This is a genomic window from Paenibacillus tyrphae (assembly GCF_000722545.1).
Taxonomy (GTDB): Bacteria; Bacillota; Bacilli; order Paenibacillales; family NBRC-103111; genus Paenibacillus_G; species Paenibacillus_G tyrfis.
This window is the reverse complement of sequence record NZ_JNVM01000031.1, coordinates 1-19,148: the sequence shown is the minus strand read 5'-3', so window position 1 is coordinate 19,148 and position 19,148 is coordinate 1. Positions and strand designations below refer to the sequence as shown.

Genomic DNA, 19,148 nt, shown 5'->3' with positions numbered 1-19,148 from the left:
ATTCAGGGAAAGTAAGGAACTGTTCAGAGATGGCTTCAGTTGCCTACGAAAGATTCGATGACCGGATAGGAGATGATATTTCGATCCCGGTACATCGCTTCAACCGCGACATCCCGCTCACCGACGATTCCGTTATGCAGGATGACCGTCTTAAAGCCTCTCTCCCTCGCCCCATTGTACGTGAACAGCACGCAGTGCTCTGCTGCAAATCCCGACACAATCACAAGACCGACTTCGTTCTCCAATAAAAGCTGTTCCAGGTCCGTTTTCCAAAAAGCATTGGAGAATACTTTGGTAACTCTCTTCTCGTGCTCTTCTGCTTTAATTTCGGGTATGATATCGTATAACTCCTTATTCGACTCTTGCCGTCCCTCAATGTCTTGAATATGGACAATGAGATGACCCTTTGACCGCAGCAGGTCTGCCGTATAATTGATATATTCGCATGCTTTTTCGATATTCGATTGTTCTTTATCCTTCAGAAAGACGGTTTGCATATCCACGATTAACAGGGCTATTTTCATAGTTTTCCGGCTCCTTTATTCATGAAATTTTCTCACTTTTCCTTGATCGGAATTAATAATTCAACCTGTTCTTCCCCTACATTTTCCTCAAAAATAATAGATTTCCACCGGACACGAATGATCTAAAAATGTAGCCTAAAACCGATCATTCCCTCTGGAATGATCGATAAATCTTCTACTTCCAGGCAGGCAAAGTACGTAGCAAATATCCCATTGCACATATAGGGGGAAAACAGCACTTCCAGATTTTTCGCGTTTGCGATCTCATGCCTTCGCTCTACAAATTGCGTTTGAATCTATAGTGCGGCATCCGGAAAATGCTGCGGGAAATTGGCCGTAATGCTTTGACCGACCAATTGTACCTCTTTGGTAACGATTTCACAATGAAATTTCAGTTTTTCTATAGGAATCCGTCCTTCCTTAGTTATTTCGAGAGCTTCCGTTTCCGACTCAGTAAGTCAAAGCCCTTTGGCGGCAGGTGCGCGTCGGATTTGCCTAAGGCTGCCGGAAGACCTTTTTACGGTCATGATTCATCACTCCATTGATGAACAATTTCATTATTCTTTTTCAAATGGGCCGATCGGAGGAGATTTCTCTTTTTTAAATCAAGCAGCATATCGTAGTATTTCTCCTCCAATCTCTCCCAACTATCAAAGTTTCCTTCGCCTTCTTCCAGACCCTTACACCAAAGGTATCCCTTAAACGAGTATTTTCTTGAATCGTCCCAGCTTCCAATGAGAGGCTGCTTCCAGTTTCCTCCATGCGCGGAAGCAAGTATGCTTCTACCTTCAAACGGTTCCGACTTTTGAAATGTTTCTAGCTCTTCCTCATCATTCGTAAAGTACAACAGTCCGCAACTGGTGCATTGATAAATCAATTTTGTCAAATGCCCAGCCATTCGGCGTATGCCCATTGCAGCTCTTTCTTTATCTTTTTCCGTCGGTCCTGATTTCTCGATAGCTCGATCTATCGCATCCAAAAAATCAAACCAATCTTGATCCGATATCAGATGTCCCTTATATGGCAAATAATCGGTTTGGTCGACAATGATACCGCCGCAATCACATCGGATTTTCACTGAGATGCCTCCGTTACACTATTCTTAAATCTTCTTTTTACCCTACTCGTAAAAATGACGACTCCGATCTGTGAAATCTTGAAAAATGCTCAGCAATTCGCTCTTTCCGACCAACTTATTGAAGGATACAGCGCTCCTTCCGTTTATCAGGCGTTGGCGTTTTGTATCGCACCCCTTGACCAACCAACTCCTCGTAGAAATTCCAATAACCTTCCGCCCATGATTCCCATGTTCCTGTCTTCGGACTGCCGTTAATACTACGAAGTTCAAAGACGGGGGCATATGTTTCTAACTCTTTCGTATTATCGACGGACTCCTCCGCAAGTACATCTCCTTTTCCGGAAAAAACACCCATCCCCTTAAGCTTAGGATTGTTTCGTTCCGTCAAAAGATCGTCCATTGGCAGGTTACGCAGCCACTCCGAACGCCCTAGTTTAATCCTGTACTCTTTTTCTCCCGGTTCCCCGAATTTTTGCGGCAGCATCGGGCCGTTGAAGATATCTTCCCGTACTTTCTCTTGGTCTTCATCGCTCTTCGCTTTGGTAACATATTCCCCCAACGCTCCATACAGAAACCACTCCACCCATGCAGGATTCATCTGGCCCTTCTTGTCCCGTATAGCTTTGATCTCATGATCAGGAAGTAGCTCGAACATTTGATGAAAAGGTGTTTTGGCCAATACCGGGAACAGCCCCTTAGGAAATTGGCGTTTCCGGTCTCTCTGTGGTCCCATCGGCACGAAACTGCTGCGCAGGTAGTAAGCGATCATGGCGGAAAGCCCCTCAAGCGGAGGACTCATCTTCTCTTCAACATTAAATCCGAGCTCCGTACGTCTTTCCTCAAACATGTTTTTCATGAGTTCGAAGCTTGTTAATAGCTCTCCCACAGAATTTTCATAGGAGGATATATTCAGCTTCTTAACAGGGGCTCTATTGTTAGATGTCTCCAGATCCAACCTCTCAACAGCGTCTTCGTTGCTGGGTTCCTCTAGCTTCTCTTGTTTGTTGGCCAACTTATAGAACAAGGATGTGATCTTTCCAAGCGGAACGCCCATCGTAACTTGGACCGAAGGTAAGAGGTTTTTCCGAGGCGTGATATGCGCCTTATTCTCCAGCTTATACGGCGATGTCGTTTCCGATTCGCCAGCCTTCTTCAACAAGTCGCTTAGCACGATAGGGTTCTCTTGGTGCTGTTGTTCCAAGTGCCTGGCTAGCTTGTCCATACTCCCGACGGATCTGAGAAAATTATCTTTGTCAGCGTGCGCATCGGACACAAATTCGAGGTTCGAGCTTTTTCCGTTAGGCATCAAGTATTCATCCGCTGACAACGTGAAACCGTTCTCGTCATCGCGAACCAGCGGCGCATACTTCTTAAATGGCTTTCCTTTTGGAGTACTCACTTCCCAATTAGGGGCCTCTAATTCAACCCCAATAGCGCGCTGAATGACAGTGCCTTGTCGCGGTGTTTTCGAGAATCCGGAAATCAGATACCGTTGAAGAGCCTGATTTCCTACGGTCTTCGACATGTTGCAAAACCAATCCGGGCCAGCCACACGGGGGCTCATCGTGGTACGTTTCGATGATACAGCTATCGAAGCAGGAATCCGTTGCAATATTTTGCTCTCTCTCATGAACGGCCTCCCCCTATATATTCCTATTAAATACTATAATATACTTTCTCCTCTTAGCTGCGCATATATCCCCAACAATATTTTGCGCACAGTTCCCCTAGCTCTTCTGGCTTCCGGCGAATCTCTCCAAGATTAACGCTACGCCATCGTTATCGTTGGTTTCCGTGATTTCATTTGCGATATCTTGTAATTCCTTTATTGCATTTCCCATAGCAACCGAATAACCGCAGAATTGAAATAGTCCCAGGTCATTATAGTCGTCGCCAAGACACAAAGCGTCGCTCATCGTTAACCCCAACGTTCGAAGGATGTATTGCACGACATTTTCTTTTGAAGATTCGTTGGACATCATTTGTACGAGCCGTCCGGAATCGGTAACAAGTATGTTTAATTTTTGGCCATACCTGGCGACAAGCTCTTCCTAGTAAGCAAAATCAGTCATTGAACACTCCCACCACCATCGCTAATGGCGCTGAGGTGGGGGATTCTTGCGAACAGAGAAGCATCCTTCTCTTCTTGAGCAAGCGATCCCTGCGGTTCCAGCAGTTCAGCTGGGCTTCGCCAACAAGCGCAGTCCTTCTTGCAAGATGTTCATGCTGGCATTGTTAGTTCAGGCTCCAATACACAATCTTTGGCGATCACTTCCAAAAAAAGAAATAATATTCTGACATATATTTTCTTTTCTTAGGGAAGGAAATTCAGTTAAAGTTATTCTAATACGAAATGAGCTGTCTGCTCCAGATGGATTAAACTATGATATACTGGGAAAGAATTATCATCCAAACACCTATAAGGAACGTGATGCGTTTTGTTTATAGAAGAAGAATATTATGACGAGCACTTTTTGGAGGCACAATACTCGCAGAAGGAAGTAACCTCGGTCCGGTTCTACGATTGCACATTTACCAAATGTGATTTCAGCGAGACGGTCTTTAGAGATTGCAAATTTTCGGGATGTACTTTTGAGAACTGTAATTTAAGTTTAATTCAAGTGCTTGACTGCGATTTCTCCCAGGTTTCTTTCACACATTCCAAATTGATCGGTATCAATTGGGCCGAAATGGCCCCACCCCGAAAAATCACGTCCGGTCTGCTTCGGTTCGAAGAATGTATCCTAAGTCATTCCACTTTCATCGGACTGACGCTGCCGAAGAGCGTAATCACAAAATGCACGGCAAAGAACGTAGATTTCAGGGAAGCCGACCTTACGGAAGCGGACATGCGCTCTACAGATTTCTCCGAAAGTCTGTTTGACCGGACGAACTTGACGGCCGCGGACTTCTCCTTTGCAACCAACTACATGATTGACCCGGGGCTCAATCCAATCCGGAAGGCCAAATTTACGCTGCCTGAAGCGATATCTTTGCTCTATTGCATGGACATCCAATTAATTGATGGCGACTAACCTTAACCTATCCTGTCAACCCTTTGTTAAAAAGACCATCTATGCTTCCGGCAACTCTAAATCCTTTTATATCACATACTCTCGCAAACGATCCCGATAAATCCGGTAATTTTCCTCATCAAAGCAGACGAACAAAATCTGCTCTAGACTCGACTCGTGATGGCTGCGGATGAAATTAGATACAGCCTCTAACGCAATATTGGCTGCCAAAGCCTTCGGAAATCGATAAATACCGGTACTGATATTAGGAAAAGCGATACTGCGTGCATGATTTTTGCAAGCTAGATTCAATGTGTTTACATAGCAGTTCGTCAACTTCGGTTCCTCGCCGCTTTTTCCACCGTTCCAGACTGGTCCTACGGTGTGAATCACAAAGGACGCCGGTAAATTTCCCGCTGTCGTCACAACGGCCTCGCCGACCTGGCATCCGCCTTGCTGATCTCTGATCTTCCTGCATTCCTCCAAAATCTGCTTGCCGCCGGCTCTATGGATCGCCCCGTCAACCCCGCCCCCGCCGAGCAAGCTTGTATTGGCGGCATTCACGATGACATCCGAGGCTATTTTGGTAATATCTCCTTGGAGTACCTTTACGGTCGTCGTTTGCAGCTTTATCTCTTCCATGATTGAACCTCCAAGTAACAAAAAACATCATGGAAATACTCGTATTCGAGATCCTGATGTTTTTTATCAAGTCTATGCTTATGGCTAATTGCTAGTTTCTGTCATTATTATAATCTAAAACGGGCTTAACGTGCTAAATATTTCTTCCTTCTTGCCTCTCTGGCATACATATACCACCCGATCAGCAGAAAGGGAATCGACATGGACACAACGATCCCCGCTTGCTTAAAGACGCCAAGCAGACTGTTTGCCAAATCCCCCACGATACTAAACGTGGCCATCTTCGGCAATTCGATCGTAGGACTGATTTCAACCCCATAATCTCCTTCTTCAACGATCTCGAAGCTGTACAGCGACTCGCCTCGAATATCGTTAAATGTAAAATTCATGGAAGAATCCTTTGCCAGCATAATTTCCTTATTGTCCGATACTTTACTTAACTTTACCGTGACCAGATTCGTTATATTATTGAATTTCTCTTCCTTTTTTAGCTGAAGCACTCCCAAATTAAGCTGTTTCGAATCAAATTCGTAAAACAAATTATATTTCCCCGATGATAAAAACACTTCCTTCGTACCGGGAGCGCTTAACACGACTCTATCGTTCATAGGATTATGGTTCAAGAAGTTAATCCCGGCAAACACCATCCCCAATATGATGATGGCGCCGCCTAATATCAAAAACAGGTACTGAGAAATCAATCGTTTCATCGGTAACTCCTTTGGGTTTTCTCCGGATTCCCGGCTTCTCTAAATTCACTCGACGCTCGGCAATTCGTCCAGATGCCAATAGACCAGCTTGCCTTTCTCCTCTGCCACTCTGACCATCTCGTCCGCCCCCTGAGACGGTCCTCCAACCCGTAGCACCGCATCGCAGCAATCCAACAGCCGAATGGAAGACGGATGGAATATGCGATTGAACACATCGTCTCCAATGGTCTTCGACCCTGCGGTCACGATCAACGGGAGCGCATACCACTCGCCTAGAACGGGCAAATGTCCCGCTTCGTATACCTGCAAAGCGATTTCGTTCATAAAGCGGACGTTTTGCTCCAGAAGCTCGGGATCGTCCCCGGTTCCGGAGCGATACGGTCCGGCGATAAGAATATGCAGCGGCTTGACCTCCGGCTCAAGAAGTCCGTGAATTTGCGCATACTGCAGCAGCATGATCGTTTTGGCATCGCAAATTTCGCCGGTTCGCACCATTTCGAGCGCCTCGATGAACGGGAGTTCAAGAACCTCGATATGCTCCTGCTCTTCTTCCATCCCTCCACCTTCCCCTGCCAGCATGCCCGGACTGTATTCGGCCGTATAAAAATGCAAAATCTCCGTCACAGAGCCGGGAGACATATACGCATCGCCGACTTTCACAATCTCGGTGACGCGGTACCCCGTCTCTTCCTCTGTCTCGCGTACAATGCTTGCTTCCGGGGTTTCCCGGTCCAGCAGGCCCGCGCACGTTTCGATAAGCATTCCCGTGTCGTTTCCGTTCACATAGGTCGGCATCCGAAACTGCTTGGTCAGCACCACCGTCTGCTGCGCACGATTATACAGCAGGATCGTCGCTCCATTGCCGCGGTCGTATACTTCACGCGCTTGAGTCTCCCAAGTATCGTCTTGCTTTTGATATTCGAAGGTCGATTTCTTTAAGACGTACCAGTTGTCCGATAATATCTCTTCTTTCAGGATACGTACTCTTGGATTGCCCTGTCTTGTCATATGGATCGCTTCCTCCCTAAGAAAAATCCGGAGTCCTTCGAAATACGGATCTTCCCTTCACGTTCGATCATGGAATTTAAAAAGCTTTCAAAATGATGCAGCGCAGCTCCCGTCAACCGCTGACGGGCATTCATCGGAGTCGAGGTGATGTAATCCAGGAGCGGCTGGACTTCGCTCACCAGCAAGTGGTCATCATATGTATACAGCCGAACCTCGGAAAACCACGGGGACAAAATCCGCCCACCGTTATCCAAATTAAATCGCTCGATGACGGGATCCAACACACGAATCTCGGGGTCAAACGCCGCCGCGAACTGCTCGACTTCCTGCAAATGCCGCTTGCTCATCGTCGCAGCGAACAATCTTCCTCCTGGCTTTAAGACCCGATGAATTTCGGAAAGCGCTTTGGGCATGTCCGGCACATGGTAAAGCATATTGTTGGCGATAACGATATCGAACTGTTCGTCATGGAAGGGGATATCCTGCACATCGGCCACCACAAACTTGAATTGCCCTTTATGTTCCCCTAAGCCGCTTCGCGCTTCCTCAAGCATCCCGTGCGAAAAGTCCGAGAGCGTTACCCTCCAAGCTTCAGGAATCCGGTCCATATTCCGGGCCCATAAAGCGCCGTCACCGCAGCCGACCTCAAGCACCGTGAATCCGGACTGCTCTCCCAAATGCCCGAACAGCCAGCGATGCCAACCGATCGGATTGACGCTGCATTTGTCGTAGAGCTGGATTCTCGTTTGCAGACGCGTCGCGGTATGGTACTGCTCGACCCAATCTTTTTCCGAATGGACCGCATGGATGAGCTCGATCAGACTGCTCCACTCTACGTCCTGCGGCTTGCTCTTCATAATTCCCATCGCTTGATTTATCGCCTTGACCACAACTTCCATGTGCGCGAGCTTTTGCCGGAGCGTCTCTTTTTGCGCCGTCAACGAGCTTCGGAGGTCATGTCCGGATAACGATTCTTCGCGAATCACCTCCTTGATCTCTTGAAGGGTCAAGCCGATATACTTTAACGTCTGAATCTTCTGCAGTCGAATCAGGTCTTCCTTGCTGTACAGCCTCGCCGACGTCTGACTGTGCTGAGTAGGAGACAGCAGCCCGATCTGATCGTAGTACCGCAGCGTTCGCAGCGTGATCCCAGTCTTTTTGGCAATTTGCCCTGTTGTTGCATAGTCGCCGCTTTTCACATTACCCCCCCCTCCGTATCCCCCAAAAATTAACCCTATGGCGATTATATCCGGTTACGTAACGTCACCTACAAGCTTTATTTTTCAGATAGCATAGCCTGTACGTCTTCAACAAAGCTCCTTTTATGAGCTTCGATGTAGGCAATTAAATGATCGAACATATTTTCTTCCTGACTGTAGATAGTTAATTTCTCGGCGGCGTGCTGGATTTCTTCGAAAAACTCATCATCCGCAATCGCATGGACTTGCCTGAAATGATTGATTTCATACGGCTCCAAGTCCTGCAGATCGCGATGCAGCTGCCCTGTGCTCAAATTGTAGTTTTCAAGAATCCGATGGATGGCTTTCAATGCGTTCGCGTCATGAACCGCTCCGATGCGTTCCAACGCTTCGATGGTCTCGTTAACATATTTTCCGGCCGAGTTTTCCAAAAATCCCAGGATGCCGTTCATATTTAATTCGGTATCGAAATCGATGAGCAGCACGATGTCCCGAAGCAAAGCCGGAAGCTTGAAGAAGATCTCTTCGTCCTTCAGTTGAATGTTTTCTTGGCTGTACATAGTTAAAGCGACGTGATCCATAATTTCATCAGCGGATGCATTTAAAAGCTCCTTATCACCGGGTAACAATCTTCGTAAGATGGTTTGGTGGATTTCCATTTGTCCTCTCCTTGTTCCGCCACGCAAACGCAGCGTAGTCTTTTATTCTTTGCACAGTCTTTTTCCGACTATGGCTTTTGCCGCTTCGTCCGAAATGTCGGTCAAAAACCCAATATGGTTCAACTTTCTTGATGCCGATCCGTAATTTAACATTTCAATGGAGTTTACAGCAATTTTTTGTTCCCTGTCTTCTTTATTTACCAAAATGTCCCCTTTTCTTAAAATCGCGCCGTTCTCGGTTATTTCTCCTGCAATCACGTACCCTCGGCCTGTGATCTTGAATACATCTTTAACTTCAAGTTCGAACATAGCTCATCATCCTTTATTCTTATTCAACCATTATACCCCGTGGTATTGCTCCTTTTATTTACATCGTCCTATAGGTACGCAAACTAAATACACAGGCATCGCAAACGCAAAAAAAAGCGAAGCCGCTGCTTCGCATGAGCACTAGCGGTCTTCGCTATACTTTGAATTGTTAGGATACGGATAGACCTGACTTTTTGCAAGCATTCTCATTACACACGGCATACGTCCCTATAAAGTCGAGACTATGATCCAAAACCTTGAATCCGAACTTGCAATTCAAATCGATTTCCATTTCCAACAGCCAATCCTCTTTCACCGTTTCTATGAGACCGCATTCGTGGCAAATTAAATGATGCTGCCGATGTTCAGATTCGTCATTGCGGAAACCAAATCGGGTCGACTTATCGATTAAGGCTATCTTCTGTACGATGCGCAGCTCGCTTAATAGTTCCAATGTGCGGTAAACGGTAGCTATTCCTATGAGAGGATACTTGCCCTTGGTCAGCAAAAACACTTCCTCCGCGGTCAAATATTCCATTTCTTTCTCCAGCAAAACCTCCAAAGTCATTGCCCGCTGCTTTGTCAATCTGTAGCCTTTTAAAGCCAGTTTTCGAGTTATCTTGCCCAGTCGATCCGGCGATATCGCCATAGCGCAGATACCTCCTTCCTACGGACATTATTTATTCGGCTCTGCCTTATCCGATCGAGCCTTCCATCTCGAACTTGATCAAACGATTCATTTCTACCGCGTATTCCATTGGCAACTCCTTCGTGAACGGCTCGATAAAGCCCATGACGATCATCTGGGTCGCTTCCGATTCGGAGAGACCACGGCTCATCAGATAGAACAACTGATCCTCAGACACCTTGGATACGGTCGCCTCATGTTCGAGCGTAATGTTTTCGTTCATCACTTCGTTATACGGGATCGTATCGCTCGTCGACTGGTTGTCGAGAATAAGCGTGTCGCACTTGACATTCGCTTTGGCGCCTTCGGCGTTGCGGCCGAAGGAGGCGATACCGCGGTACGTTACTTTGCCGCCGTGCTTGGAGATCGACTTCGATACGATCGTCGAAGTCGTGTCCGGCGCCAGATGAAACATCTTTGCGCCGGCGTCTTGGTGCTGGCATTTGCCGGCGACGGCGATGGAGAGCACCATTCCCTTCGCACCACGGCCTTTAAGAACGACAGCCGGATACTTCATGGTCAGCCTGGAGCCGACGTTACCGTCGATCCATTCCATCGTCGCATTCTCTCCGGCGACTGCGCGCTTCGTGACAAGGTTGTAAATGTTCGGTGCCCAGTTCTGGATCGTCGTGTAACGGACGCGGGCATCCTTCTTCACGATGATTTCGACAACGGCGCTGTGCAGCGAATTGGTGCTATAGATTGGAGCCGTGCAGCCCTCAACGTAGTGCACGAAGCTGCCTTCGTCGGCGATGATAAGCGTGCGTTCGAACTGTCCCATGTTCTCGGAGTTAATGCGGAAATATGCCTGCAGCGGAATCTCGCACTTCACGCCTTTCGGAACGTAGATGAAGCTGCCGCCCGACCATACCGCGCTGTTGAGCGCCGCGAACTTGTTGTCTTCCGGCGGAACGATGGTGCTGAAGTATTCCTGGAAAAGGTCCGGATGCTCGCGAAGCGCGGAATCGGTATCCAGGAAAATGACGCCTTGTTTCTCGAGATCTTCCCGCATATGGTGGTAGACGACTTCCGATTCGTATTGGGCGGATACGCCGGCCAGAAACTTCTGTTCCGCTTCCGGGATACCCAGCCTATCGAACGTCGATTTGATCTCTTCCGGTACTTCTTCCCATGTCTTGCCTTGCTTCTCGGACGGCCTGACGTAATATTGAATATCGTCAAAATCCAACTCGTCGAGGCTGCCGCCCCAACGCGGCAGCGGCATCTTGTTAAACTGCTCAAGCGATTTTAAGCGGAACTTCAGCATCCATTCCGGCTCATTTTTTATTTTCGAAATCGTGCGGACAATTTCCGGCGTCAATCCTTTGCCGGATTGGAATATCGCCTTGTGCTCGTCGCGGAAACCGTACTTGTATTCTTCTAACTCCGGCATTTGTTTGGCCATGGCGATTCAACTCCTTGCTTAGGTTATTTGCGGCCCTGTGGCTCCTGATGAGCATAGCACGCTTGAAGCGCTACTAATTCAGCAGACTGGTGGCTGGTCTAGTCGCTGCAGGACGAATTCGTTTATCCCAGCTTCCTTTCCAAAATGCGCTGCAACTGATCGCGCACGACTTCCAACGGAATCTCGGAGACGACCGGATCCAGGAAGCCGTAGATGATCAGCCGTTCCGCCTCCGCGCGGGATATGCCACGCGACATCAAATAGTATACCTGCTCGGCGTTGACCTGCCCTACGCTCGCCGCGTGGCCGGCTTTGACGTCGTCTTCGTCGATTAGGAGGATCGGATTGGCGTCGCCGCGAGCCTTCGAGCTCAGCATCAGGATCCGTTCCGTCTGCTCGCCATTCGCCTTGGTCGCCCCCTTCTCAATCTTCGTCACGCCGTTAATGATGGCAGTAGCCTCGTCCTTCATGACGGCGCGGGTTACCATGCCGCTCTCGGAGGAGCGGCCGATATGAACGGCGCCCGTCGTCAAGCTCATCCGCTGCGAGCCCGTGCCTACGGAAATGATCTTGGCATCCGAAGTTGAGCCGCTGCCCTTCAGGATCGTTTTCGTATCCGATACGGTGTTACCCTCGTGCATATCGCCGATAAGCCATTCCATGCGCGCGCCGTTGTCAGTCACGGCACGGCGATACGAAATGTCGATTGAGGAACTATCCAAATGATGCACGGCGGCATATCGAACATGTGCACCTGCTTTCGCGAACACTTCGACGGCTCCGTTATGAAGCAACGTCGACTTCGTCTCGCCCAAGGACGAGGAGACGTTCTCCACGAAGGAGACACGGCTATTCGCTTCCGCAATAACCAGAACGTGCGGTACGAACGTCGCTTCCGCGTCATCGGCGAACAATATCGCCTGCACCGGTACTTCGAGCTCCACGCCGGGCGGCACGTACAGGAATACCCCGCCATTCCATAAGGCGGCATGCATTGCCGACAGCTTATGCTCGTCCCGAGCGTAAGCTGTCATCAGATGCGAGCGAAGCAGCTCTTCGTGCGTCCGGGCTGCTTCCTCCAGGCTCGACAGCAGAACGCCCTTGGCTTTCAACTGCTCGGGCAGCCGCGTGTAAACGACGGAGGAGTTGTGCTGTACGATGACCGCCCCGGTGCTTTCCGCGTCCAGCACGGAAGCGATCGCTTGCGGCAGCTCCGCTGGCGCGGATACGACCTGACCCGGACGATGCGCTCCCTGAACGTCCAGATTCCAACGCTGGATCGGCGTTTTCTCCGGCTTAGGGAGCTCCAAGGTCTCGGCCCATTCTGCCGCTTCCTCCCGCCAAGCAACGAGCCAGGACGGTTCATTTTTACTGTGGGCGAGTGCAGCGGCGGATTTGCGGTCGAAAGAGATAGTCGGTGTACTCATGATTGCTGGCCTCCTTCTCCTTTTATGCTTGGCTGACCGTCTCGTCGACGATGCCCAACTCTTCTTTGACCCAATCGTAGCCTTCCGCTTCCAGACGCTCCGCCAGCTCCGGTCCACCGGACTTCACAATGCGTCCCTGCATCATGACATGGACGAAATCGGGCTTAATGTAGTTCAGCAGACGCTGATAATGGGTGATGATCAGGAAGCTCCGCTCCGTATGGCGCATCGCATTAACGCCCGCCGCAACGATCTTGAGCGCGTCGATGTCGAGACCGGAGTCGATCTCGTCCAAAATGGCGAGTTTCGGCTCCAGCATCATCATCTGCAAAATCTCGTTGCGCTTCTTCTCCCCGCCGGAGAATCCTTCGTTCAAGTAACGGTGCATGAACTCGGGGTTCATTTCAAGCTCCCTCATTTTGCTTTCCATCAGGCGAACGAACTTGATGAGGGAAATCTCGCTGCCTTCGCCGCGGCGCGCATTGATCGCGCTGCGCAGGAAATCGGCGTTGGTGACACCCGTTATTTCGCTGGGATATTGCATCGCTAGGAACAAGCCGGCACGAGCGCGCTCGTCAACGTCCATCTCAAGCACGTCCTCGCCCTCCAGGTAGACCTCGCCGCCGGTTACCTCGTACTTCGGATGCCCCATGATCGAGGACGCGAGCGTGCTCTTGCCGGTCCCGTTCGGGCCCATGATCGCATGAACTTGCCCTCCTTGAATGGAAAGACTGAAGCCTTTCAATATTTCCTTGCCTTCTATTTCCGATTTGAGCCCATGAATTTCAAACAAGTTGGCCATCGAATGTCTCCTCCTGTATTACAAGCTGGTCAATTTTTTCTCTGCCGGCGTTCGCGGACGAGGCTTCGGTTCCCGGTCGAAGAAGCCCATATTCAAAACGCCGACGATCTTCTCGTCGCTTTTAATTTGCAAGAACTCGCGGTATTCATCGCAATCGATAAAATCATTGGTGGCCCACACCATGCCCACACCGCGTTCCCAGCCAAGAAGCTGGATGTTTTGAATCAGGCAGCATACGGCCGCATAATCCTCTTCCCATATTTTCAGATCGTCACTTTTTTTCGCCACGACCACCAAATAAGCGGGCACGCGAATAACCGTTTCATACCACCGCTCGATTTGTTCTTCCGTGTACCGGTTATTTTTTTGATACCAGTCCGCAATCAATCGGCACATGGGCTCGATCGTCTCTCTTTTGATCTCTACAAACCGCCACGGCTCGCGCATCCCATGATTGGGAGCCCAGACCGCATCGTTCAACATATCGATCAGCAGTTGCCTCGGGACAGGAGTATCATTAAATCTTAGAACCGTTCGCCGCTCTCGAATTGCTTGAGCTAATTCCATCGTATCGCCTCCGTTTAGGTTAACAGGTCTGAAGCAGCCGAGAAACGAATAAGCATTCTCCGAACTTTTATTTACGCCACTTCTTAATATTGATTATCATTCTCAAATAAAATAATCTCTACCTGTACACGGATTTTTTTCGGCTGTAAACGTTATTTGCATTTATTTTTTTGACTTCACAAATTGAATTGGCTTGCAACCGTATTTTTTAAAGAAGGCCGCCGAAAAATTGCTTGGATTGCTATATCCTACAGCCGCCGCAGCCTCACCGACATTCAACTGTTCAACTTGCATTAAGAATACTCCCTTTTCAAGACGTTGATCTCGTACATATTCAAACACGGTCATTCCAAACAATTCTTTAAAACCCTTCTTTAACTTGAACTCGTTTAGTTCCGAGGCTCGCGCCAGTTCTTTCAGGGATAGCGGATTATCGAGCCGATCCGCAATGATTTGCTTGGCCGCATATAGCTTTTCTATATCTTGTTTCTTCATGTAAGACCCTGCATTGGATTCATGTTCCGGCATATATTTTTCTAAAAGCAGCAAAACAATTTCCATGATCTTGCTTTCCATATGCAATTTTTTTAATGATCCCCTATAAGACGAGTGTACCATCTCATTCACTGCTCGCTTGAGTATCATAGAGTTCTGCAAGGGGCTTATTCGCCCCATCTGATTCTGTAACCAGTTCTCCACGCTTCGATAATCGTCTGCATGTTCAAAGTAACGCAGCACCTGCTCCGGCGACATCCTGATTTCCAGGTATAGGTACCTCTGTTTTGATTTCTTGAACAATCGAATTTCGCTATCTTCCATAGAGTATACATTGCCGGATTGTACTGAAGTTGAGTAACGGTTTCCCCTGAAATAATAATCTGAGCTGCCGCTGAAGCAATAATTGATTTCAAAAACCCGATCTTCATGAATATACTGGTTCCAGTCTTCTTCCAACGTCATATCCGAAATGACAACTTCAATGCCTTGTCTGATTTTCAGACGGGAAATGCTGCCCTTTCCATGAAGGGGAGAAAGAATGAGCTGTTCGTCTCCCCCTTGCTCCGATCCGTTATCCGTTAGATACGCGGAAAGCCCGTCAAAGTATCCATGTATATTCGTTGATTGAATAATCTGATCCATATAAAGCACCTCCCAATGATTCATGCTTTCGTATGCGCTAAAATACAGCTTTGTAAATTTAATTTTTATCGTAGCACCATTGAGAATCGTTATCAACTGATCTTCCGCCAAAAGCGATGAATGGCAAATGAAAAACCCTTGCGGCATTTCACAAGGGTTTACGGTGCATCCCGGCACAAATTGTATTCGTAGACATGCGACTTTTACAGAAATCACTTGTCGTTCGTTAACCTTCCATCGGCGGTTATCGGTATTGCATCTCCTAAATAAGTCGGACGTGATTTAAGGATGTTCGCATTGATGAAGTCTTTGTTTCTCGCCAGTATTTCTCTGATCTTGTATTTTTTCATGTCCCCGTATGACATTTTGTCCGCTGCAATTCCGTAGGCTTCGATCCCCATCTTCCTTGCTATGTATACTGCCCTGCTAAGATGATAGTCTTGGGTTACGATAATGAGCTTATTTATTTTAAATATTTCCTTGGCTCTGGATAGACTTTCATAGGTGCTGAAGCCCGCATGATCCATAAACACATTCTCATTCTTTAAATTTTGATTCAAAAGGTATTGTTTCATTGTATTGACTTCATCGTAATCTTGTCTTCCATGATCACCGCTGACAATGACTTTAGGAGCTTTTTCTTCCCGGTATGCTTCGAGTGAAGTTTCTAGCCGGTCTCGCAGCATATCCGAAACTCTGCCATCCGGATACACATAGGCTCCCAACACCAATATGGCATCCGCATTAGGCAATTCGTTGATGTTCTTCACATATGGATTGGCATATGCTTTGATGTGGTAATTTATTGTAAAAATTGACCCTATTCCAATGAGTGTAAGGCTAACGATGATGGTTCCTAGTCTTTTTAAACGCTTCACGGAAATTACCCCAGACTTGTTTTAGTGATGTACGCCGTATTGGTCTTAAGACGCTGTTGTCTTGTAAATCGTTTCCCTTAGTCGCTCACTTATTTTGGATGAAATTTGATAGCCTTGTTCCGATTTCGATTGCTCTATAAGCAGGCCGGTCTGTAGATCCGTCGAATTCGAAATGTTCAAATAAAACATTTTGCTTGTACGGTCTTCAAAAGTTATCCGCATTTCCAAGATTACAAAATAATCAAGAATGCCAGGCATCTTCTCGGCTTTCTTTATGGCGTCCGTAAATAGTTTCAATTCAGCTTCTTCTTTAAACTCACGATGAATAAAAGGGGTTCCGTCACTCAGCGTGCACTGATTCTTACATTCCAAATCAATGGAGCTGATCGCTTTATTTTCCAATAGATTGTTGGTATTGCTTTCACAACCTGCAAATATCCCAAACATCCAAAGGGCAAATAAAACCATTAGGGCCTTCTTAATGATCATCACATCCCGGAATAAAGATCTTTGTCTGACTTCATTCGGTCTACATTTCATGGTTTGAAAATTCTTGTGAGGGGCCCTGGATATCTTCTCTTATCGTCTCGGTGTAATTTTGGTTAGAATAAGCTTGAATAACGCTTCTCCAAAAATGCTGGGCAGGGACGTTCCAGTCATACTGGTTGACTCTCCAACGCCCCTTGAACAAATTAAACGCTTGTGCCGCCGCTTCCCTGCCGACACCTTGTCTTCTATACTTCCGAAGTACGAAAAAATGATTTAGATTGATCACTTGCTCCTTATATAAATGGCGAATGACTACAAAACCGGCTATTTTCCCATCTGCTCTAATAAAAAATAAATGAAAATGCTCGCTATCCAGCCAGCTTTTTGAGTCGAAGTCCGCTACAAACAACCCGTTCTCATTGACGTCTCTACCGTTGTATTCAGAAAGATCATAAGATGCGAGCTCTACAAGATGGTTTAATGTCATTATCCCATCTTCCTTAACCTTCTCCAACGTTACTAGCAAAAGATCACACCTCACCATTTTGTATGGCTAATCTGAAAAAATCAGTTATTTCTTTTTTACAGCTCCTTTTAAATCTCTTTCCATCCAAGCGCGATTTCAATTAATTTATTTTCTCCGATTTGTATTTCTTTCTTGCCTATGTATTGTCCGCCTTGTTTCTTGTAGAACTCCATCGACGGATTATCTTCAAGGACCCAAAGCATGAACGATTGATAGTTTCTTTGCTTCAGCGCTTCAATGAAACGCTCGAAGAGCAGCTTTCCATATCCGTTTCTCTGTACTTTCTTCAATAGATAAATGGCATACAACTCCGCATCGTATTCAAAGTCGGGCTCCCTGCTCTTCCCGCCATGAACAAAGCCCATGATGCTTCCTAAATCTTCAACAACATAAATGGCTTCATCCTGAGTAAGATTGTCAAAAATCACTTTCCAATTCTTCATTCTTTTTTCCAAGGTTAAATTAGACAGAAAAGAATCGGATACGATCCCGTTATAAGTAGACTTCCAGCTCTCGACATGTACCCGGGCCATGCCTTCAATATCACGAACAGAGGCTAATCTGATATTCACCGGACTCGTCTCCTCTATCCTTTAATTTCGGAGTGGCAGACTCAGAGTTTACGTTGTACATATTTTACACCATTATTCCCATTGTTTGCTATACTTCAAGTGTGATGATTAAGCCATCGGTCGGTCGCGAGGAGGCGCATCTTAATAATCTAGTAGGCGTCCATGATCATGCCATTGACCGTACATTTTGTTTTCTCTAGTGTTTGTTATGAATTTGTCTAATCTGCTCCTAAATAATTTTGGCTGATTCTTCTTGCTTTGCATCGTGTCGATCCGAACTCTTTTATAAAGATCTGGAAATGCCATAAAATTCTCATATACTTGCTTTTCCTCTTTTAGCCTTTGCTCTATAACCCAATCTATTTTAAAAGAATCGTGGCTCATATCAGGTAATACCTTTCTTCCCTCGTCTCTCATTAACCCCAACTTTTCGAGGCGGCGGACACGTTCTTTATTCAATTCAGTCCATGAACTTCTTTTACTTCTAGGAGACAGTCTCTGCGCCAGCTCAGTTTCAGATATTTTCTTTTTGACTCCATCGATCCATCCAAAGCACAAAGATTCTTCGACCGCGTCCAAATATAACAGCGTATCGGACTTTGGCGTAATACTAACCACTACCCAAAAAGATTTTTCCGTCTTACAATTTTCCTGTAGCCAAACCCTCATATCGTCTCTCGATTTTACGGTAATTAGATTTTCAATTTCCATAGCTAAAATACATTCTCCTCTCTAGGTACGGAGAGTAATAAAAGGCCGATTTCTCTGTTCCCAGAAATATCGACCTTTTTAGACTGTTAATACGTTCCTGCTGAGGATTTAGAACGTACTCATTCGACGTCAGAGATTAAATGGATTCCGCGGGTTCCTGATACCAAAAAAGTGAATAATCGTTCATCGTGGATGCATGGCCCAGTTGGCGCAACATGGTCGAAATATTGCCTCGGTGGTAGGTACCGTGGTTGACCGCTTGCAGCACAATTTCCGATAATCGAGTGTTGCGCGTTCCGGCGTACGGATTCTCGAGCACAATAATTTGCTCCAAATCGTCTTGGTTTCGGAACCACGCTCTGTATTGTTCCGCTAACTCACGAAAGGCATTCGCGAATTCATCGACAGAGTACCGAAGTGTTTCTTGTTGAAGTGGAAGGCACTCTTCCAGCGCCTTGGGCATACGGGTACCACTCAGAACCTGAAGCCAACACTTGTCGATCGCATAAATATGCGCGAACGCTTCGCCAATGGTGGGAAACGAGGTGTTTACTTCTTCTTGCAGCACCGAGGACGGGAGCTCCTTGATTCGTCCCAAGAGGGTTTGAGTAGCCCACGCATGGTAGTCGAACATTTGTACAGGATGATTCATTGGATCGTCTCCTTTTGACTTGCCATGGATTTGATTTTGTTCCTGTCGTTATAATAAAAAAAGATATATGACAACAGTCTGTCATACATCTTCTTGAACACTCCCACTACCTGCACTAATGGCGCCGAGGTGGGGGATTCTTGCGAAC

At 47.0% G+C, this 19,148-nt stretch carries 22 protein-coding genes and 1 pseudogene; 1 reads left to right on the top strand and 22 read right to left on the bottom strand.

Features of this window, described 5'->3' with window-relative positions; translation table 11 throughout:
- Nucleotides 1-35 precede the first annotated feature (35 nt).
- The 4 genes and pseudogenes from ET33_RS28330 to ET33_RS28315 form a co-directional block, all read right to left on the bottom strand.
- Nucleotides 36-524 carry a cysteine hydrolase family protein gene (locus tag ET33_RS28330; protein WP_036690027.1) on the bottom strand — a complete coding sequence of 163 codons (489 nt, stop codon included), beginning with the start codon at nucleotides 522-524 and terminating at the stop codon, nucleotides 36-38.
- Nucleotides 525-1,047: 523 nt separating this feature from the next.
- A complete protein-coding gene (locus ET33_RS28325; RefSeq protein WP_036690026.1) occupies nucleotides 1,048-1,602 on the bottom strand; it encodes a hypothetical protein in 555 nt (184 codons plus the stop codon).
- 115 nt (nucleotides 1,603-1,717) lie between these two features.
- Nucleotides 1,718-3,232 (bottom strand): hypothetical protein, encoded by a 1,515-nt coding sequence (locus tag ET33_RS28320; protein ID WP_036690025.1) that lies wholly within the window; start codon nucleotides 3,230-3,232, stop codon nucleotides 1,718-1,720.
- 97 nt (nucleotides 3,233-3,329) lie between these two features.
- Nucleotides 3,330-3,626: pseudogene (locus ET33_RS28315) on the bottom strand (HAD family hydrolase); the annotation flags it as partial.
- Nucleotides 3,627-4,040: 414 nt separating this feature from the next.
- Here ET33_RS28315 and ET33_RS40700 point away from each other — a divergent pair.
- Nucleotides 4,041-4,637 (top strand): pentapeptide repeat-containing protein, encoded by a 597-nt coding sequence (locus ET33_RS40700; protein ID WP_036690024.1) that lies wholly within the window; start codon nucleotides 4,041-4,043, stop codon nucleotides 4,635-4,637.
- 66 nt (nucleotides 4,638-4,703) lie between these two features.
- On the opposite strand, the gene ET33_RS28305 is transcribed toward ET33_RS40700, so the two are convergent.
- The 18 genes from ET33_RS28305 to ET33_RS28220 all read right to left on the bottom strand — a co-directional run bounded on the left by ET33_RS28305 (nucleotide 4,704) and on the right by ET33_RS28220 (nucleotide 19,000).
- A complete protein-coding gene (locus tag ET33_RS28305; protein WP_036690023.1) occupies nucleotides 4,704-5,258 on the bottom strand; it encodes an O-acetyl-ADP-ribose deacetylase in 555 nt (184 codons plus the stop codon).
- Nucleotides 5,259-5,383: 125 nt separating this feature from the next.
- Nucleotides 5,384-5,968: a hypothetical protein gene (locus tag ET33_RS28300; protein ID WP_036690022.1), complete on the bottom strand. Its 585-nt coding sequence runs from the start codon at nucleotides 5,966-5,968 to the stop codon at nucleotides 5,384-5,386.
- 45 nt (nucleotides 5,969-6,013) lie between these two features.
- A complete protein-coding gene (gene nudK, locus ET33_RS28295) occupies nucleotides 6,014-6,976 on the bottom strand; it encodes a GDP-mannose pyrophosphatase NudK (protein WP_036690020.1) in 963 nt (320 codons plus the stop codon).
- Complete coding sequence (locus ET33_RS28290; protein WP_036690019.1) at nucleotides 6,973-8,175, bottom strand: MerR family transcriptional regulator; 1,203 nt, start codon at nucleotides 8,173-8,175, stop codon at nucleotides 6,973-6,975. Before ET33_RS28290 ends, nudK begins: the two co-directional genes overlap by 4 nt.
- Nucleotides 8,176-8,252: 77 nt before the next feature.
- Nucleotides 8,253-8,834 (bottom strand): DMP19 family protein, encoded by a 582-nt coding sequence (locus tag ET33_RS28285; protein ID WP_036690018.1) that lies wholly within the window; start codon nucleotides 8,832-8,834, stop codon nucleotides 8,253-8,255.
- 42 nt (nucleotides 8,835-8,876) lie between these two features.
- Entirely contained in the window at nucleotides 8,877-9,143 is a 267-nt protein-coding gene (locus ET33_RS28280) for a hypothetical protein (protein WP_036690017.1), read from the bottom strand.
- Between the two features lie 169 nt (nucleotides 9,144-9,312).
- Nucleotides 9,313-9,792, bottom strand: coding sequence for a Fur family transcriptional regulator (locus ET33_RS28275; RefSeq protein WP_036690016.1), 480 nt, complete (start codon nucleotides 9,790-9,792; stop codon nucleotides 9,313-9,315).
- 46 nt (nucleotides 9,793-9,838) lie between these two features.
- A complete protein-coding gene (gene sufB / locus ET33_RS28270) occupies nucleotides 9,839-11,236 on the bottom strand; it encodes a Fe-S cluster assembly protein SufB (RefSeq protein WP_036690014.1) in 1,398 nt (465 codons plus the stop codon).
- A 122-nt stretch (nucleotides 11,237-11,358) separates the two neighbouring features.
- Complete coding sequence (sufD, locus tag ET33_RS28265; protein ID WP_036690013.1) at nucleotides 11,359-12,663, bottom strand: Fe-S cluster assembly protein SufD; 1,305 nt, start codon at nucleotides 12,661-12,663, stop codon at nucleotides 11,359-11,361.
- 22 nt (nucleotides 12,664-12,685) lie between these two features.
- Complete coding sequence (gene sufC, locus ET33_RS28260) at nucleotides 12,686-13,465, bottom strand: Fe-S cluster assembly ATPase SufC (RefSeq protein WP_036690012.1); 780 nt, start codon at nucleotides 13,463-13,465, stop codon at nucleotides 12,686-12,688.
- Nucleotides 13,466-13,483: 18 nt separating this feature from the next.
- On the bottom strand, nucleotides 13,484-14,032 hold the full coding sequence (locus ET33_RS28255) for a nitroreductase family protein (RefSeq protein ID WP_036690010.1): 549 nt from the start codon (nucleotides 14,030-14,032) through the stop codon (nucleotides 13,484-13,486).
- A gap of 162 nt (nucleotides 14,033-14,194) precedes the next feature.
- A complete protein-coding gene (locus tag ET33_RS28250) occupies nucleotides 14,195-15,172 on the bottom strand; it encodes a helix-turn-helix transcriptional regulator (protein ID WP_036690303.1) in 978 nt (325 codons plus the stop codon).
- A gap of 212 nt (nucleotides 15,173-15,384) precedes the next feature.
- On the bottom strand, nucleotides 15,385-16,050 hold the full coding sequence (locus ET33_RS28245) for a SanA/YdcF family protein (RefSeq protein ID WP_081890546.1): 666 nt from the start codon (nucleotides 16,048-16,050) through the stop codon (nucleotides 15,385-15,387).
- Nucleotides 16,051-16,095: 45 nt separating this feature from the next.
- Nucleotides 16,096-16,518, bottom strand: a complete 423-nt coding sequence (locus ET33_RS28240; RefSeq protein ID WP_051775733.1) for a hypothetical protein — start codon at nucleotides 16,516-16,518, stop codon at nucleotides 16,096-16,098.
- Nucleotides 16,519-16,579: 61 nt separating this feature from the next.
- Entirely contained in the window at nucleotides 16,580-17,026 is a 447-nt protein-coding gene (locus ET33_RS28235; RefSeq protein ID WP_051775731.1) for a GNAT family N-acetyltransferase, read from the bottom strand.
- A 107-nt stretch (nucleotides 17,027-17,133) separates the two neighbouring features.
- The gene (locus tag ET33_RS28230; protein ID WP_036690006.1) at nucleotides 17,134-17,637 is read right to left on the bottom strand and encodes a GNAT family N-acetyltransferase; all 504 of its coding nucleotides are present in this window, start codon (nucleotides 17,635-17,637) and stop codon (nucleotides 17,134-17,136) included.
- Nucleotides 17,638-17,778: 141 nt separating this feature from the next.
- Nucleotides 17,779-18,348: a YdeI/OmpD-associated family protein gene (locus ET33_RS28225; RefSeq protein WP_036690005.1), complete on the bottom strand. Its 570-nt coding sequence runs from the start codon at nucleotides 18,346-18,348 to the stop codon at nucleotides 17,779-17,781.
- A gap of 136 nt (nucleotides 18,349-18,484) precedes the next feature.
- Complete coding sequence (locus ET33_RS28220) at nucleotides 18,485-19,000, bottom strand: DinB family protein (protein WP_036690004.1); 516 nt, start codon at nucleotides 18,998-19,000, stop codon at nucleotides 18,485-18,487.
- Between the last annotated feature and the right edge of the window lie 148 nt (nucleotides 19,001-19,148).

Coding starts and splice junctions, on each gene's coding strand:
- sufD (WP_036690013.1), bottom strand. CDS start 12,663: ATGAGTACACCGACTATCTCTTTCGACCGCAAATCCGCCGCTGCACTC.
- ET33_RS28280 (WP_036690017.1), bottom strand. CDS start 9,143: ATGTTCGAACTTGAAGTTAAAGATGTATTCAAGATCACAGGCCGAGGG.
- ET33_RS28330 (WP_036690027.1), bottom strand. CDS start 524: ATGAAAATAGCCCTGTTAATCGTGGATATGCAAACCGTCTTTCTGAAG.
- ET33_RS28235 (WP_051775731.1), bottom strand. CDS start 17,026: ATGACATTAAACCATCTTGTAGAGCTCGCATCTTATGATCTTTCTGAA.
- ET33_RS28225 (WP_036690005.1), bottom strand. CDS start 18,348: ATGGAAATTGAAAATCTAATTACCGTAAAATCGAGAGACGATATGAGG.
- ET33_RS28240 (WP_051775733.1), bottom strand. CDS start 16,518: ATGGTTTTATTTGCCCTTTGGATGTTTGGGATATTTGCAGGTTGTGAA.
- ET33_RS28275 (WP_036690016.1), bottom strand. CDS start 9,792: ATGGCGATATCGCCGGATCGACTGGGCAAGATAACTCGAAAACTGGCT.
- ET33_RS28250 (WP_036690303.1), bottom strand. CDS start 15,172: ATGGATCAGATTATTCAATCAACGAATATACATGGATACTTTGACGGG.
- ET33_RS28285 (WP_036690018.1), bottom strand. CDS start 8,834: ATGGAAATCCACCAAACCATCTTACGAAGATTGTTACCCGGTGATAAG.
- ET33_RS28305 (WP_036690023.1), bottom strand. CDS start 5,258: ATGGAAGAGATAAAGCTGCAAACGACGACCGTAAAGGTACTCCAAGGA.
- ET33_RS28220 (WP_036690004.1), bottom strand. CDS start 19,000: ATGAATCATCCTGTACAAATGTTCGACTACCATGCGTGGGCTACTCAA.
- ET33_RS28255 (WP_036690010.1), bottom strand. CDS start 14,032: ATGGAATTAGCTCAAGCAATTCGAGAGCGGCGAACGGTTCTAAGATTT.
- nudK (WP_036690020.1), bottom strand. CDS start 6,976: ATGACAAGACAGGGCAATCCAAGAGTACGTATCCTGAAAGAAGAGATA.
- ET33_RS28300 (WP_036690022.1), bottom strand. CDS start 5,968: ATGAAACGATTGATTTCTCAGTACCTGTTTTTGATATTAGGCGGCGCC.
- ET33_RS28320 (WP_036690025.1), bottom strand. CDS start 3,232: ATGAGAGAGAGCAAAATATTGCAACGGATTCCTGCTTCGATAGCTGTA.
- sufB (WP_036690014.1), bottom strand. CDS start 11,236: ATGGCCAAACAAATGCCGGAGTTAGAAGAATACAAGTACGGTTTCCGC.
- sufC (WP_036690012.1), bottom strand. CDS start 13,465: ATGGCCAACTTGTTTGAAATTCATGGGCTCAAATCGGAAATAGAAGGC.